The sequence below is a fragment of the Pseudomonas koreensis genome (assembly GCF_036668835.1).
Classification (GTDB): Bacteria; Pseudomonadota; Gammaproteobacteria; order Pseudomonadales; family Pseudomonadaceae; genus Aquipseudomonas; species Aquipseudomonas koreensis_I.
Genome location: NZ_JAZEVW010000003.1, coordinates 479,059 through 494,882, shown reverse-complemented (window position 1 = coordinate 494,882; position 15,824 = coordinate 479,059). Strand labels below are relative to the sequence as shown.

At 60.7% G+C, this 15,824-nt stretch carries 15 protein-coding genes; 4 read left to right on the top strand and 11 right to left on the bottom strand.

Annotation, left to right across the window (positions count from 1 at the left end; genetic code table 11):
- Nucleotides 1-40: 40 nt before the first annotated feature.
- Nucleotides 41-856, bottom strand: coding sequence for a prolipoprotein diacylglyceryl transferase (gene lgt / locus V6F91_RS11485; RefSeq protein ID WP_095137577.1), 816 nt, complete (start codon nt 854-856; stop codon nt 41-43).
- Nucleotides 857-926: 70 nt separating this feature from the next.
- On the bottom strand, nt 927-1,709 hold the full coding sequence (locus V6F91_RS11480; protein ID WP_203419886.1) for a sulfite exporter TauE/SafE family protein: 783 nt from the start codon (nt 1,707-1,709) through the stop codon (nt 927-929).
- A 132-nt stretch (nt 1,710-1,841) separates the two neighbouring features.
- On the opposite strand from V6F91_RS11480, the gene V6F91_RS11475 reads away from it, so the two are divergent.
- A complete protein-coding gene (locus tag V6F91_RS11475; RefSeq protein ID WP_332764414.1) occupies nt 1,842-2,588 on the top strand; it encodes an NRDE family protein in 747 nt (248 codons plus the stop codon).
- A 238-nt stretch (nt 2,589-2,826) separates the two neighbouring features.
- On the opposite strand, the gene ptsP is transcribed toward V6F91_RS11475, so the two are convergent.
- Nucleotides 2,827-5,106: a phosphoenolpyruvate--protein phosphotransferase gene (ptsP, locus tag V6F91_RS11470; protein WP_332764412.1), complete on the bottom strand. Its 2,280-nt coding sequence runs from the start codon at nt 5,104-5,106 to the stop codon at nt 2,827-2,829.
- Between the two features lie 22 nt (nt 5,107-5,128).
- Nucleotides 5,129-5,608 carry an RNA pyrophosphohydrolase gene (locus tag V6F91_RS11465; protein WP_003229203.1) on the bottom strand — a complete coding sequence of 160 codons (480 nt, stop codon included), beginning with the start codon at nt 5,606-5,608 and terminating at the stop codon, nt 5,129-5,131.
- 143 nt (nt 5,609-5,751) lie between these two features.
- On the opposite strand from V6F91_RS11465, the gene V6F91_RS11460 reads away from it, so the two are divergent.
- Nucleotides 5,752-6,408, top strand: a complete 657-nt coding sequence (locus V6F91_RS11460; protein WP_208939364.1) for an HAD family hydrolase — start codon at nt 5,752-5,754, stop codon at nt 6,406-6,408.
- A gap of 105 nt (nt 6,409-6,513) precedes the next feature.
- Here the strand turns inward: V6F91_RS11460 and V6F91_RS11455 are convergent, their stop codons facing one another.
- Together V6F91_RS11455 and ilvA are read right to left on the bottom strand one after the other, a co-directional pair.
- Complete coding sequence (locus tag V6F91_RS11455) at nt 6,514-6,927, bottom strand: DUF2269 family protein (RefSeq protein ID WP_332764408.1); 414 nt, start codon at nt 6,925-6,927, stop codon at nt 6,514-6,516.
- A 40-nt stretch (nt 6,928-6,967) separates the two neighbouring features.
- Entirely contained in the window at nt 6,968-8,482 is a 1,515-nt protein-coding gene (gene ilvA / locus V6F91_RS11450; RefSeq protein WP_332764406.1) for a threonine ammonia-lyase, biosynthetic, read from the bottom strand.
- 146 nt (nt 8,483-8,628) lie between these two features.
- Here ilvA and rpiA point away from each other — a divergent pair, with 146 nt between their 5' ends.
- Complete coding sequence (rpiA, locus tag V6F91_RS11445; RefSeq protein ID WP_008088454.1) at nt 8,629-9,303, top strand: ribose-5-phosphate isomerase RpiA; 675 nt, start codon at nt 8,629-8,631, stop codon at nt 9,301-9,303.
- A gap of 146 nt (nt 9,304-9,449) precedes the next feature.
- Here the strand turns inward: rpiA and V6F91_RS11435 are convergent, their stop codons facing one another.
- The 4 genes from V6F91_RS11435 to V6F91_RS11420 all read right to left on the bottom strand — a co-directional run bounded on the left by V6F91_RS11435 (nt 9,450) and on the right by V6F91_RS11420 (nt 13,778).
- On the bottom strand, nt 9,450-10,367 hold the full coding sequence (locus V6F91_RS11435; protein ID WP_332764403.1) for an SdiA-regulated domain-containing protein: 918 nt from the start codon (nt 10,365-10,367) through the stop codon (nt 9,450-9,452).
- 117 nt (nt 10,368-10,484) lie between these two features.
- Nucleotides 10,485-11,408: an SdiA-regulated domain-containing protein gene (locus V6F91_RS11430; RefSeq protein ID WP_332764401.1), complete on the bottom strand. Its 924-nt coding sequence runs from the start codon at nt 11,406-11,408 to the stop codon at nt 10,485-10,487.
- 268 nt (nt 11,409-11,676) lie between these two features.
- Nucleotides 11,677-12,342, bottom strand: coding sequence for a fumarylacetoacetate hydrolase family protein (locus V6F91_RS11425; RefSeq protein WP_332764399.1), 666 nt, complete (start codon nt 12,340-12,342; stop codon nt 11,677-11,679).
- Nucleotides 12,343-12,383: 41 nt separating this feature from the next.
- Nucleotides 12,384-13,778 (bottom strand): FAD-binding oxidoreductase, encoded by a 1,395-nt coding sequence (locus V6F91_RS11420; RefSeq protein WP_332764397.1) that lies wholly within the window; start codon nt 13,776-13,778, stop codon nt 12,384-12,386.
- 205 nt (nt 13,779-13,983) lie between these two features.
- Here V6F91_RS11420 and serA point away from each other — a divergent pair, with 205 nt between their 5' ends.
- A complete protein-coding gene (serA, locus tag V6F91_RS11415) occupies nt 13,984-15,213 on the top strand; it encodes a phosphoglycerate dehydrogenase (RefSeq protein WP_090287262.1) in 1,230 nt (409 codons plus the stop codon).
- Nucleotides 15,214-15,355: 142 nt separating this feature from the next.
- Here serA and V6F91_RS11410 read toward each other — a convergent pair whose 3' ends face one another.
- Nucleotides 15,356-15,781 (bottom strand): DUF4399 domain-containing protein, encoded by a 426-nt coding sequence (locus V6F91_RS11410; protein ID WP_332764395.1) that lies wholly within the window; start codon nt 15,779-15,781, stop codon nt 15,356-15,358.
- Nucleotides 15,782-15,824: the final 43 nt, after the last annotated feature.

Sequence of the window (15,824 nt, the reverse complement as noted above, 5' to 3'; positions counted from 1 at the left end):
TGTCCTTTGAGCCCCGGCGTCGCGCGCCGGGGTTCGTAGTTTAAGCCGTCGGTGCGAGCGGCGCTGCCGGGGCGCGACGATAGGCCAGCCAGATCAGGAACAGCCCGCCGACGATCATCGGCACGCACAGCACCTGGCCCATGGTCAGCCAGTTCCACGCCAGATAACCCAACTGGGCATCCGGCACACGGACGAACTCGACAATGAAACGGAAGATGCCATAGAACAGCGCGAACATGCCCGACACTGCCATGGTTGGCCGCGGTTTGCGCGAGAACAGCCAGAGAATCAGGAACAGCGCCACGCCTTCGAGAGCGAACTGATACAGCTGCGAGGGGTGACGCGGCAGTTGCGCCGGGTCGCTGAACGGCGGGAACACCATCGCCCATGGCACGTCGGTGGCCTTGCCCCACAACTCGGCGTTGATGAAGTTGCCGATGCGCCCGGCGCCCAGACCGATCGGCACCATCGGTGCAACGAAGTCCATCAACTGGAAGAACGACTTGCCGTTACGCTTGCCGAACCACAGGGCCGCGAGCATTACGCCGATGAAGCCGCCGTGGAACGACATGCCGCCCTTCCACACTTCGAAAATCAGCGTCGGGTTGGCCAGGTAAGCGCTCAGGTCGTAGAACAGCACATAACCCAAGCGCCCACCGACGATTACCCCCATCGACAGCCAGAACACCAGATCGGAAAGTTTCTCCTTGGTCCAGGTCGGGTCGAAACGGTTGAGCCGGCTCGATGCCAGCAGCCACGCACCGCCGATGCCGACGAGGTACATGAGACCGTACCAGTGGATTTTCAGCGGACCGATGGCCAGGGCCACCGGGTCGATCTGCGGGTAAGGCAGCATTGCGACTCCTTGTAAGAGTGAAACCAATATTCCCGGGCGACGCTGCCACCACAGGATTAAGCCAGGATTTTTACAGCAGGAAGCTCAACCCGACGCTGAACAGCAAAGCGGCGAACAGCCGTTTCAGCAAGCGCGGCGACAATCTGTGCGCCAGACGCGCGCCGAGACGGGCGAAGACCATGCTGGTCAGGGCAATGCCCAACAACGCCGGCAAATACACAAAGCCGAGACTATGCGGTGGCAACAACGGATCGTGCCACCCCAGAATCATGAAACTTGCCGCACTGGCCAGAGCGATCGGCAGCCCACACGCCGACGACGTCGCCACGGCCTGCTGCATCGGCACGCTGCGCCAGGTCAGAAACGGCACGGTCAGCGAGCCGCCACCAATACCGAAAATCGCCGAGGCCCAGCCAATCACCGTGCCCGCTGCGGTCAGACCGAGTTTACCCGGCACCGTTCGGCTGGCCTTGGGTTTGACATCCAGGGCCAGTTGCACGGAGACCAGCAGGGCGAACACACCGATGATCTTCTGCAGGTTCGGCCCGGAAATCGCCTCGGCCGTCAGCGCGCCGAAACCGGCGCCGAGCAGGATACCGACGGTCATCCACAGGAAGATCGGCCAGCGCACCGCGCCCCGGCGATGATGCTCACGCACGGCGTTGACCGAGGTGAAGATGATCGTCGCCAGCGACGTGCCGACCGCCAGATGGGTGAGGATCGACTGATCGAAACCCTGCAGGGTGAAACTGAACACCAGCACCGGGACGATAATGATCCCGCCACCGACGCCAAACAGCCCGGCCAGCACGCCCGCACAGGCGCCCAGCGCCAGATACAGCAGAAATTCCACGAGCGTCTCCCCGGAGCGCATCCGCAAAACAGGAGCGGCATGGTAACGGATGCACACCCTTTGGCTCCACTGGCGATGGATGCACGGACGCCGGATGCGTAGAGTGAGCACAAAACACACAAGGACCACCTTATGTGCCTGATCGTATTTGCCTGGCGCCCGGGCCATGCCCAGCCGCTGATCGTCGCGGCCAACCGCGACGAGTTCTACGCCCGGCCGAGCCTGCCACTGGCGCCCTGGCCGGAGGCGCCGCAAGTGCATGCCGGGCGCGACCTGGAGGCTGGCGGCACCTGGCTGGGGATTGGCGCCAACGGGCGCTTTGCCGCGCTGACCAACATTCGCGACCCGCAGCAGCCGCCGGCGCTGAAGTCGCGCGGGGAACTGGTGGCGCGCTTTCTCAGCGGCAATGCGTCGATTGATGATTATTTGAGCGATGTGGTTGGCCGCGCCGAGGAATATGCCGGGTTCAATCTGTTGCTCGGCAACAGTCATGAGCTGTGGCACTTCAATGCGCGCGCGTCCGAGCCGGTGATGTTGGCGCCGGGGGTTTATGGCTTGTCCAACGCCGGGCTCGATACGCCGTGGCCGAAACTGCTCAAGGCCAAGGCGGCGCTGAACGCGGTGCTTGACGATCCGCAGCCCAAGCGGTTGCTGGAATTACTGAGTGATGCGCAGACGCCGCCCGAAGCCGAGTTGCCGGATACCGGGGTGGGGATGGCGACTGAAGCGCTGCTGTCGAGTGTGTTTATTGCCAGCCAGAGTTACGGGACGCGGGCGAGTACGGCGCTGGTGGTGCAGGCGGATGGGACGCGGCGGATGGTTGAGCGCAGTTTTGGACCGTATGGGGGGCATCTTGGGGAAGTTGAGATAAAAGCTTGAAAAGCTACCCTCACCCCAGCCCTCTCCCAGAGGGAGAGGGGGGGGCCGACCGAGGTGTCTTGGGCCATACATCGACCTGAAAGACCGAGTCGACTATGGATTCTGAACCGCACTTTAAATCGGTGTGAATCAATTACGGATTCAACACAGCACTTTCAGGTCGGCGTAACTCTGCAGCATCCCCCAATCAGTCCCCTCTCCCTTTGGGAGAGGGTTAGGGTGAGGGGGCTCTTGATCTTCAGAGGGCCTTGATAACCACCGGCGCATTCATCTTCGCCAACCCAAGATTCTTCAGCGCCAGTTGCAGCGAGCTGTGGATCACTTGCGGGTTATCAATCGTCATCAACTCCGCCAACAATTCCTGCGCCTTGCTCAGATTGACCTGACGCAGCATCCACTTGACCTTCGGCAAGTTGGTGGCGTTCATCGACAGGCTGTCGAACCCCATCGCCATCAACAGCACCGCCGCCGCCGGGTCACCGGCCATCTCGCCGCAGATACTCACCGGTTTGCCTTCGGCATGCGCGTCACGCACCACGGTTTGCAGGGCTTGCAGCACCGCCGGGTGCAGGTAGTCGTAGAGATCGGCCACCCGCGGGTTATTGCGGTCGACCGCCAGCAGATACTGGGTCAGGTCGTTGGAACCGACCGAGAGGAAGTCGACCATCCGCGCCAGCTCTTTGGTCTGGTAGACCGCGGCAGGGATTTCGATCATCACGCCGATCGGCGGCATCGGCACGTCGGTGCCTTCGTCGCGCACCTCGCCCCAGGCTCGGTGAATCAGGTGCAGGGCTTCTTCGAGTTCGTGGGTGCCGGAGATCATCGGCAGCAGAATCCGCAGGTTGTTCAGGCCTTCACTGGCCTTGAGCATTGCGCGGGTCTGCACCAGGAAAATTTCCGGGTGGTCGAGGGTGACGCGAATGCCGCGCCAGCCGAGGAACGGGTTGTCTTCCTTGATCGGGAAGTACGACAGCGACTTGTCGCCGCCGATGTCGAGGCTACGCATGGTCACCGGTTGCGGATGGAACGCGGCGAGCTGCTCACGGTAGATCGCCAGTTGTTCCTTCTCGCTCGGGAAGCGCTGGTTGATCATGAACGGCACTTCGGTGCGGTACAGACCAACGCCTTCTGCGCCACGCTTCTGCGCCCGCGCCACGTCCGCCAGCAGGCCGGTGTTGACCCACAGCGGCATGCGGTGGCCGTCGAGGGTCACGCACGGCAGGTCGCGCAGGGCATCGAGGCCCAGCGCCAGTTGTTTTTCTTCTTCGACGATTTCCGCGAACTGCTTGCGCAGCACTTCGCTCGGGTTGGTGTAGACCTCACCGCGTACGCCGTCGACGATCATTTCGATGCCGTCGACCTTGGCGTACGGCAGATCGACCAGACCCATTACCGTCGGAATGCCCATCGCGCGGGCGAGGATCGCGACGTGAGAGTTACCCGAACCGAGTACCGACACCAGACCGACCAGCGTGCCTTCCGGTACTTCGCCGAGCATCGCCGGGGTCAGTTCTTCACTGACCAGAATGGTTTTTTCCGGGTAGACCAGATTCTGCTGACGCTCTTCCTGCAAATAGGCCAGCAAGCGGCGGCCGAGGTCTTTGACGTCCGAGGCGCGCTCACGCAGGTAGGCGTCGTCCATCAGTTCGAAACGGTTGACGTGATCGGTCACCACCTGGCGCAGCGCGCCCTGGGCCCACTGGCCGGTCTTGATCACGGTGGTGACTTCGCTGCCCAGCGAGGCATCGTCGAGCATCATCAGGTAGACGTCGAACAGCGCCCGTTCTTCCGGGCGCAACTGCGTGGCAAGTTTGGCCGACAGGGTGCGCATGTCGGCACGCACGCCTTCGATGGCGGTCTTGAACAGCGCCAGCTCGGCGTTGATGTCGGTGATGGTCTTGTCCGGGACCACGTCCAGATCCGCCGGCGGCAGCATGACCACCGCCGTACCGACCGCCGCCCCCGGCGAGCCCGGCACGCCGACAAACTTGGCTTCCTGAATGCCCTTGCCCTGCCGGCCCAGGCCGCGGATCGATCCGGTGGCCTCGGCGTGGGCGATTACCCCGGCAAGCTGCGCGCTCATGGTCACGAGGAAGGCTTCTTCACCTTCATCGAACTGGCGGCGTTCTTTCTGCTGAATGACCAGCACGCCGACGACGCGGCGGTGGTGAATGATCGGCGCGCCGAGGAACGAGGCATAACGCTCTTCACCGGTTTCGGCAAAGTAGCGATAACGCGGGTGATCCGCGGCGTTTTCGAGGTTCAGGGGTTCTTCACGCGTGCCGACCAGACCGACCAGACCTTCGTTGGGTGCCATGCTGACCTTGCCGATCGAGCGCTTGTTCAAGCCCTCGGTGGCCATCAGGACGAAGCGGTTGGTCTCGGGATCAAGCAGGTAGACCGAGCAGACCTGGCTGCCCATGGCCTCTTTGACGCGCAACACAATAATCCCCAACGCCGCCTTGAGATCCTTGGCGGAGTTAACTTCCTGGACGATCTTGCGCAGCGTATTGAGCATGGCTCGGGGTCGAACTCCGTCGTCAGTCGCGCGCTAAAAGGCGCGGGGCAAGCTCTTTGAGAGCGCGTCGATACACCTCGCGCTTGAATGTCACCACCTGGCCCAACGGATACCAATAGCTGACCCAGCGCCAGCCATCGAATTCCGGTTTACCGGTCAAATCCATCCGCACCCGCTGCTCGTTGGAGATCAGGCGCAGGAGAAACCATTTCTGTTTCTGGCCGATGCACAGCGGTTGGCTGTGGGTACGCACCAGGCGTTGCGGCAAACGATAGCGCAACCAGCCCCGGGTACAGGCCAGTATTTCAACATCTTCACGTTCCAGGCCAACTTCTTCGTTCAGCTCGCGGTACAAGGCGTCTTCCGGCGTCTCTTCAGGGTTGATTCCCCCTTGCGGAAACTGCCAGGCGTCCTGATTGATACGGCGAGCCCATAGCACCTGGCCGGCGTCATTCGTCAGAATGATCCCGACATTGGGACGGAAACCATCGGGGTCGATCACGGCAACAACCTCGCAAACGCATGTCGCCGCATTGTTCCACAAAGGTTGATCAGGCGGCAACGAAGCTTCCCAGCTTATGTGCACTCTTGTGAAAAGACCGTATTCTTGTCGCCTTTTTACTGACTTTTCAGCGGGTAACTGCAATGCGCCTGGCTCTATTCGATTTGGACAACACCCTTCTGGGCGGCGACAGCGATCACGCCTGGGGTGACTATCTGTGCGAGCGCGGCTTCCTCGATCCGATCGCCTACAAGGCGCGCAACGACGAGTTCTATCAGGATTACCTGGCCGGCAAGCTGGATAACGCGGCATACCTGAATTTCTGCCTGGAGATCCTTGGCCGTACGGAAATGGCCGTGCTGGACGCCTGGCACAGCGATTACATGCGCGACTGCATCGAACCGATCATGTTACCCAAGGCGCTGGAACTGCTGAAAAAACACCGCGACGCTGGTGACAAACTGGTGATCATCACCGCGACCAACCGCTTCGTCACCGCACCGATTGCCGTGCGCCTGGGCGTGGAAACCCTCATCGCCACCGAATGCGAAATGATTGACGGCCGCTACAGCGGGCGCAGCACTGACATTCCGTGCTTCCGTGAGGGCAAAGTGACGCGTTTGAATCGTTGGCTGGAAGAGACCGGCTATTCACTGGAGGGCAGCTATTTCTACAGCGATTCGATGAATGATCTGCCGTTGCTGGAGCAGGTGGCGAATCCGGTGGCGGTTGATCCGGACCCGAATTTGCGCGCCGAGGCCGAGAAGCGTGGCTGGCCGGTGATCAGTCTGCGCGGCTGACTACGCCTTCGCGAGCAAGCTCGCTCCCACAGGGAATTTGTGAACGACACAGATCCAATGTGGGAGCGAGCTTGCTCGCGAATAGGATCGACTCGGTACCGGACCTTAAACAGGCTTGGCCCCCATCAACCCTGCGATGGCCAGAAATCCAACGCCGCTGACAATCGCCAGCGCCAGATTGAATCTGCGGTTACCCACCCCGGTTGTCCAAAGCCGATCCAGCCGCACCAGCAGCCAGACCGCACTGAACGTGGCCACGGCATAGATCACGCTGGAGCCCAAAATCCACAGTTGTCCCAATGGCCAGCCAATCAGGTGCACCAGCCACCAGCCGGTGAAAGGCATGCTCAGCATACCGATCAGCATCAAACACCAGATAAACAGCCAGGGCCGCCGCATCGTCGTGGCCGGCCCTTCGCTGCGATTACGCCAGGTCAGGACGGCGAGCACCAGCCCGCTCGCGAGGATGACCACGGTCGCCACGACGTGAAGGACCTTCAGGGTTGTCAGGGTTTCCATGCGTTTCTCTTCCTTGGGACATGCCCTTCAGCGTAGCCGCTCAGCCAAGAAACAGCTGATAGGCCGGGTTCTCGCTTTCATCCCAGTACGGGTAGCCGATTTCCGCCAGTGCCGCTGGCACCAGATGGCGCTCGTCGTGGGGAACCTGCAGGCCCGCGACCACGCGGCCATCGGCGGCGCCATGGTTGCGGTAGTGGAACATTGAAATGTTCCAGCGCCCGCCGAGTTTATTGAGGAAGTTGAACAGCGCCCCCGGGCGTTCCGGGAATTCGAAGCGGAACACCATCTCGTCGATGACATGCGCGGCATGGCCGCCGACCATGTGACGAATGTGCAACTTGGCCAGTTCGTTGTCGGTCAGGTCGACTACCGGGAAACCCTGCTCGGTCAGACTCGCCAGCAGTGCGCTGCGCGGGTCGTTGTCCGGGTGCGTCTGTACGCCAACGAAGATGTGCGCTTCGCTGCCGGTGTTGTAGCGGTAGTTGAATTCGGTGATCTGGCGTTTGCCGACGGCCTCGCAGAACGCCTTGAAGCTGCCGGCCTGCTCGGGGATGGTCACGGCGATGATCGCTTCGCGGCCTTCACCCAGCTCGGCGCGCTCGGCGACGTGGCGCAGGCGGTCGAAGTTGACGTTGGCGCCGGAGTCGATGGCGACGAAGGTCTGCCCGCTGACACCGCGCTGCTCAACGTACTTCTTGATCCCGGCCACGCCCAGCGCGCCGGCAGGTTCGGTGATCGAGCGCGTATCGTCGTAGATATCCTTGATCGCCGCACAGATCTCATCGGTGCTGACGGTGATCACTTCATCGACGTAATCTTTGCAGATTTCAAAGGTGTACTGACCGATCTGCGCCACCGCCACGCCGTCGGCAAAGATACCCACGGTCGGCAGAACCACACGCTCGCCCGCCGCCATCGCCGCTTGGAGGCAGTTGGAATCGTCCGGCTCGACGCCGATGACCTTGATGTCCGGACGCAGGTATTTCACGTACGCCGCGATGCCGGCGATCAGCCCGCCGCCGCCCACCGGAACGAAAATCGCGTCCAGTGGCTGCGGGTGCTGACGCAGGATTTCCATCGCCACGGTGCCTTGGCCGGCAATGGTGTGTGGGTCGTCGTACGGATGGATGTAAACGTAGCCTTTCTCATCGACCAGTTTCAGCGAGTAGGCCAGCGCCTCCGGGAACGAATCACCGTGCAGCACCACTTTGCCGCCGCGCGAACGCACGCCTTCGACCTTGATCTCCGGGGTGGTCTTGGGCATGACGATGGTGGCTTTGACGCCCAGCACTTTCGCCGCCAGCGCCAGACCCTGCGCATGGTTGCCCGCCGAGGCGGTGACCACGCCGCGGGCGCGTTCTTCGTCGCTCAGTTGCGTCAGCTTGTTGTAGGCCCCGCGAATCTTGAACGAGAACACCGGCTGCAAGTCTTCGCGCTTGAGCCAGATGTCATTGCCCAGCCGCTCGGAGAGCTGACGGGCGTTATGCAGCGGGGTTTCTACGGCAACGTCATAAACGCGCGAGGTGAGGATCTTTTTGACGTACTGTTCAAGCATCGGAAAGCATCACTGAGCGGTTGGGCGGGACCCGGGAGTCTAACCCGGCTTTTGCCGATGCGACCACACGAATCCAGAGGTTTTAGCCGCGCTTGCGGCTATAATGCCGGCCTTTCTGCCCACCCCTTGCCCGCTTCGGAGCCCGCATGACCCAGGATCAACTCAAACAGGCCGTGGCCCAGGCCGCCGTCGACTTCATCCTGCCGAAACTCGATGACAAGAGCATCGTCGGCGTCGGCACCGGCTCCACCGCCAACTGCTTCATCGATGCCCTGGCCCAGCACAAGGGCGCTTTCGATGGCGCCGTTGCCAGCTCCGAAGCCACTGCCGCACGCCTCAAGGGCCACGGCATTCCGGTGTATGAGCTGAACACAGTCAGCGACCTGGAGTTCTACGTCGACGGCGCCGATGAAAGCGACGCACACCTGAACCTGATCAAGGGCGGTGGCGCAGCCCTGACTCGCGAGAAGATCGTCGCGGCCGTAGCCAAGACCTTCATCTGCATCGCCGATGCCAGCAAACTGGTGCCGGTACTGGGCGAGTTCCCGCTGCCGGTCGAAGTGATCCCGATGGCCCGCAGCCACGTCGCGCGCCAACTGGTGAAACTCGGCGGCGACCCGGTGTATCGCGAAGGCGTGTTGACCGACAACGGCAACATCATTCTCGACGTGTTCAACCTGCAGATCACCAACCCGGTGGAGCTGGAAGCACAGATCAACGCGATTGTCGGCGTGGTCACCAACGGCCTGTTCGCCGCGCGCCCGGCGGATTTGCTGTTGCTGGGCACCCCTGAAGGCGTGAAAACCCTTAAGGCTGAGTAAGCTCAGACTGCCCGAAATTTATGGGCAGACAAATAAACCTGTGGGAGCGAGCTTGCTCGCGAATGCGGTGGATCAGCCAACCTCTTCATTGGCTGACCCGACGCCTTCGCGAGCAGGCTCGCTCCCACAGTGTTTTGGGGTGTTGGTCAGGGCTGTGCCGGTTTCTTGAACACATAAAACAAATTCGGCTCGCTCACCAGATACAACGTCCCCTCATCATCCATGGCGATGCCTTCAGCCTGCGGCACGGTCTTCTGCAAACCCTGGCGACCACCGCTGATGGACATGGTGCTCAGCGGGCGCCCGTCGACATCCAGTTCCAGAATCAGCCGCGACTCATCCGACAGCGCCAGCAAATGGCCGCTGCGCTCGTCGTATTGCAGGCTCGACAGATCGCGCACGAACATCCCGGCATCGCGCTTGGGGTTGTTGATCACATGCACCGCGTAGGATTTTTCCGGGTTGAAATGCGGGAAGCCGTGCACTTCATAGATCAGCATCGGGTTGCGCTCTTTGGCGACAAACAGGCGCTTGCCCACCGAATCGTACGCCAGCCCTTCGAAACCCTTGTTGCTGGCCATGTGCACACCGAGGGTCATTTGCTCGGCATCGTCAGCATCGAGAAACGTGGTGTCGGCATCCAGGTGCACCTTGATCAGGCGCTGCTGGCGCTCGTCGGTGATCACGTAGGTATCGGCGCTGATGAACTCGACGGCTTCCGGATCGCCGAAGCCCACCAGGGCGATACGCCGCAGAATCTGGCCTTGCAGCGACAGCTCGATCAGCTCCGAGTTTTTGTTGGTGACGGTGAACAGGCTCTTGCGCACCGGATCGTAGGTCAGTGCTGACACATCATCGTCCAGGCCCTCGATCGCTCGCGCTTCGATGTCCACGCGATATTGGTCCAGACCGATGGCCTCGCCACTCAGCGGCTGCCACAACGTATGCAGGTTGAACCAGGCGCGCTCGAACAGGCGCATGTATTGGCCGATGCCAATCAACGCGATCAGGGCGATCACCGACAGGAAAATAACCAGAGGCTTGGGACGGGCAAGTCGACGCATTCGGATGGGCTCGGGATCAGAACAGGCGGATGAAATATCACGCCTGTCTGAACTGAAGCTTAATGGCCACTTGCCTTCGAGGACAACCGCAGAAGTCTGCAATTGTCACAGGCGAAGTTACCGCTGCTTTTCGAAGCGATAGAACAGGTTCGGCTCGCTGACGATATACAGCGTACCGGCCTCGTCCATGGTCACGCCTTCGGCGCGCGGGATGGTGTCTTTCAGGCCATTGAAGCCACCGAGCAGCGTCATGAAGCTGACTTGTCCACCCTTTTCATCCAGCTCCAGCAGCAGGTGCGAATCGGCGGACAGCAACAAGGTATGACCGGTCCGCGGATCGATTTCCAGCGCGGAGAGATTGCGGATATCCAGTTCATCGCTGGCCAGCTTTTGTTTGTCGCCCTTGAGGGCCTGGCTGCCATCGCTCTTCCAGCTGAACAGCGCCGGCGGCCGCTCCTCGCCCAGCAACAATTGCTGGTTGCGCGCGTCCCAGGTGATGGCCTCGAAGGCCTTGTTCTGGTCTTTCGATGGGCCAAGGTCATATTTCGGAAAATCAGCGATGTTCAGTTCGCGAGTATCGGCATCGACCTTGACGATCGACAGCGTGTGCTGACGTTCATCGACAATCGCCATCAAGCTGTTTTCCATCACAGTCAGGCCTTCCGGATTGCTCCAGCCCACCAGCGGCATCTTGCGCAGCACCTCGCCTTGCAGACTCAGCTCAACCAGAAACGGGTTTTTACCCATCACCGAAAACAGGGTTTTGCTCTGCGGGTTGTAGGACAGGTCCGAAGCCTCGTCTTTTTCCATGCCCGGCAACGGCTTGGCATCGATCACCACGTGGTAATCCGGCAGCCAGATGCTCTCCTTCTGCTCGGCCTTGCTCTCGAACCGCTCAAGCACCCAGAGCACGCCACGATCATCCCAGTGCATGGCGAATGCCAGCGCATAAGCGGCGGCCAGCGCGAGCAGCAACCAGACATACCAGCGCAGGGCAAAACGCGAGCGGCGGGGAGTTTTGAGCTGAGTTTGAGATGACATCGAAGGACGCGTTCCGAAAATTCAGGCTATGGGTAATAGCACAAACAGGCCGGCTCAGACGCCAGAATGCGCGGAATTATCCGTACAGGATGTGAAAAAAACGGCAAATGGCGGGATTGTCGTGTGCTGCCAACCATCTTCAGGGCACCACAAAGCGATGTGGGAGCGAGCTTGCTCGCGAAGGCAGAGTGTCAGTCGATATCTTTGTTGACTGAAAAAATGCTTTCGCGAGCAAGCTCGCTCCCACAGGGGATTTGCGGCGTGGCGGTTAGCGCACGCTGCTGGTGAAGCGGCTCGCGCCCACCAGTTCGAGGACGATATCGTCGCCGACATTCAGCGGGCCGACGCCCACTGGCGTGCCGGTCAGGATCACGTCACCGGCCTGCAGCGAGAAGCAGCCGGCCATGTGCTGGATCATCGGCACGATCGGGTTGAGCATGGCGCTGCTATTGCCGTCCTGGCGTACTTCGCCGTTGATGGTCAGGCGGATGCCGATGTCGGTCAGGTCGGGGAAGGTGCTGCCGACCACAAACGGCGCCAGTACCGCTGCGCCGTCAAACGACTTGGCAATTTCCCACGGCAGACCCTTGGCCTTGAGTTCGGCCTGCTTGTCGCGCAGGGTCAAGTCCAGCGCCGGGGCGAAACCGGAGATCGCATCGAGCACTTCTTCGCGGCTCGGCTTGGTCGACAGCGGTTTGCCGATCAACACGGCGATTTCCGCTTCGTAGTGCACCGAACCGCGCTCGGTGGGAATGCTGAAACCGCCTTCCAGCGGCACCACGCAACTGCCCGGTTTGATGAACAGCAGCGGCTCGGTCGGGACCGGATTGTCCAGCTCCTTGGCGTGCTCGGCGTAATTACGGCCAATGCACACGACTTTCCCGATCGGGAAGTGGATGCGCGTGCCGTCGACATACTGGTGCTGATAGCTCATTTACCGACTCCTGCGTTCATTGATTCATCAGAGGTTGCTGATCAAACCGCGAAAATCTTGCCCGGGTTCATGATGCCGTTCGGGTCGAATACCGCTTTGACCGCTTTCATGTACTCGATCTCGGCCGGCGAACGGCTGTAGGTCAGGTAATCACGCTTGGTCATACCGACGCCGTGCTCGGCAGAAATCGACCCGTTGTACTTCTCGACGGTTTCGAACACCCACTTGTTGACCGTGGCGCACTTGGCGAAGAACTCGTCCTTGCTCAGGCTATCCGGCTTGAGGATGTTCAGGTGCAGGTTGCCGTCGCCGATGTGGCCGAACCAGACGATTTCGAAATCCGGGTAGTGCTCGCCGACGATCGCGTCGATTTCCTTAAGGAACGCCGGGACTTTGGAAACGGTGACCGAGATGTCGTTTTTGTACGGCGTCCAGTGCGAGATGGTTTCGGAGATGTACTCGCGCAGCTTCCACAGGTTGTGAAGCTGGGTTTCGCTCTGGCTCATCACGCCATCGAGCACCCAGCCCTGTTCGACGCAGTGCTCGAAGGTTTCCAGGGCGCTGTTGGCCACTTCTTCGGTGGTCGCCTCGAATTCGAGCAGGGCGTAGAACGGGCAGTCGGTGTCGAACGGCGCCGGCACATCGCCGCGGCCCATGACTTTGGCCAGCGCCTTGTCGGAGAAAAATTCGAAGGCGGTCAGGTCGAGCTTGCCCTGGAAGGCGTGCAACACCGGCATGATCGAGTCGAAATCAGCGGTGCCGAGGACCATCGCCGTGAGGTTTTTCGGTGCACGATCCAGACGCATGGTCGCTTCGACGACGAAACCGAGGGTGCCTTCGGCGCCGATGAACAGCTGCCGCAGATCGTAACCGGTGGCGTTCTTGATCAGGTCCTTGTTCAGTTCGAGCACATCGCCCTTGCCGGTGACCACTTTCATGCCGGCCACCCAGTTGCGGGTCATGCCGTAGCGAATCACCTTGATCCCGCCGGCATTGGTGCCGATGTTGCCGCCAATCTGGCTGGAACCCGCGGAAGCAAAATCGACCGGGTAGTAGAGGCCGTTTTCTTCGGCGACGTTCTGCAAATGCTCGGTGACTACCCCCGGCTGACACACGGCGGTGCGATCCGTGAGATTCACATCGAGAATCTGGTTCATGTAATCGAACGAGACCACCACTTCGCCATTGGCCGCGACCGCGGCGGCGGATAGCCCGGTGCGCCCACCCGATGGCACCAGCGCGACCTTGTGGGTATTGGCCCAGCGCACCACAGCCTGCACCTGCTCGATGGTCTTGGGAAACACGATGGCACTCGGCGCCGGGGCGAAGTGCTTGGTCCAATCCTTGCCGTAAGCATTCAGGGAGTCGGCGTCGGTCAGGACCTTGCCGGGCTCGACCAGGGTCTTCAGTTCATCAATCAGCGCAGGATTGGTCATCGACAGAACTCTCGAACAATTCATGGTCATCCTGAGAACGCTTCACGTCGCAGGAATGAGTGTTTAGCGGGGTGGCTATGCTAGCATACCGACCCCGCAGGACAGTGCCCAAGGCCAGATCCGCGGTGACGGCTTTGTTGCCGTGCGGGTCAGCTCCAGGCTGCTCCCTCCCTGCCATTTTTCTCCGGGATACAGGTTTACGCAGATGAGCAAGACTTCTCTCGATAAGAGCAAGATCAAGTTCCTTCTTCTCGAAGGCGTCCACCAATCGGCTGTCGACGTCCTCAAGGCGGCGGGCTACACCAGCATCGAGTACCACACCAGTTCTCTGCCGGATGCCCAGCTCAAGGAAAAGATCGCTGACGCTCACTTCATCGGCATTCGTTCGCGCACGCAACTGACCGAAGAGATCTTCGATCACGCGAAGAAGCTGGTCGCGGTCGGCTGTTTCTGCATCGGCACCAACCAGGTTGACCTGGGCGCAGCTCGCGAGCGCGGCATCGCCGTGTTCAACGCGCCGTACTCCAACACCCGCTCGGTCGCCGAGCTGGTATTGGCCGAAGCGATCCTGCTGCTGCGCGGCATCCCGGAGAAAAACGCTTCCTGCCACCGTGGCGGCTGGATCAAATCCGCAGCCAACTCCTTCGAGATCCGTGGCAAGAAGCTGGGCATCGTCGGCTACGGCTCGATCGGCACGCAGCTGTCGGTTCTGGCCGAAGGTCTGGGCATGCAGGTGTTCTTCTATGACACCGTGACCAAGCTGCCGCTGGGCAACGCCACGCAGGTCAACAACCTGCACGAGCTGCTGGGCATGTCCGATATCGTCACCCTGCACGTTCCGGAAACCGCGGCTACCCAGTGGATGATCGGCGAGAAGGAGATCCGTGCCATCAAGAAAGGCGGCATCCTGATCAACGCCGCTCGCGGCACCGTGGTCGAGCTCGACCACCTGGCGGCAGCGATCAAGGACAAGCACCTGATCGGCGCAGCCATCGACGTGTTCCCGGTCGAACCGCGCTCCAACGACGAAGAGTTCGAAAGCCCGCTGCGTGGCCTCGACAACGTCATCCTGACCCCGCACATCGGTGGCTCGACCGCCGAAGCGCAAGCCAACATCGGTCTGGAAGTGGCGGAAAAACTGGTCAAGTACAGCGACAACGGTACGTCGGTGTCGTCGGTCAACTTCCCGGAAGTGGCCCTGCCGGCTCACCCGGGCAAGCACCGCCTGCTGCACATCCACGAGAACATCCCGGGTGTGATGAGCGAGATCAACAAGGTCTTCGCCGAAAACGGCATCAACATCTCCGGTCAGTTCCTGCAGACCAACGAGAAGGTCGGCTACGTGGTGATCGACGTCGACGCCGAGTACTCGGAGCTGGCGCAAGAGAAGCTGCAGCACGTCAACGGTACTATCCGTAGCCGCGTTCTTTTCTAAAGAAGCAGCGGCAAGCTACTAGCTTCAAGCGGCAAGGGAAAAGCGCTTTTGCTTTTACTTGAAGCTCGTAGCTTGAAGCTTGAAGCTTGAAGCTTGCAACTTGCAGCGATAAAAAAAGGGAGCCCCGCAGGGCTCCCTTTTTTTATTCCACGTTAACGGTGATTTTCTTCGAGACGATGGGCGGGTCGAACGCCATGTGGCCGCTGTCACCCAGTTCCAGCTGCAAGGTGTGCTTGCCCGGAGCGAGCTTGATGTCAGCCTGGGTCTGCGCCTTGCCAAAGTGCATGTGGTTGGCGTCGGTAGGAACTACGGAACCGGCCGGCACGATTTCCTTGGCGTCGATCAGCAGGTGATGATGCCCGGTGTTCTTGGTGACGTCACCGGCCGGGGCCAGTGCAACGTTTTTGGTACCAAACTTGACGGTGAACGTCTGCGAAACCGTGGCCCCGTCCTCGGGCGAAACGATGAACACTTCGGCGCCTTTTGGCGCCGGCGTGGCCGCAGTGGCCAGCACCGAAACACCCATCAGCACACCGGCCAACGCTGCACGTGACATAAAGCTTTTCATTTTCTTCTCCAGTTTTTCCGTAAAATCCGCACGGTCATGACAA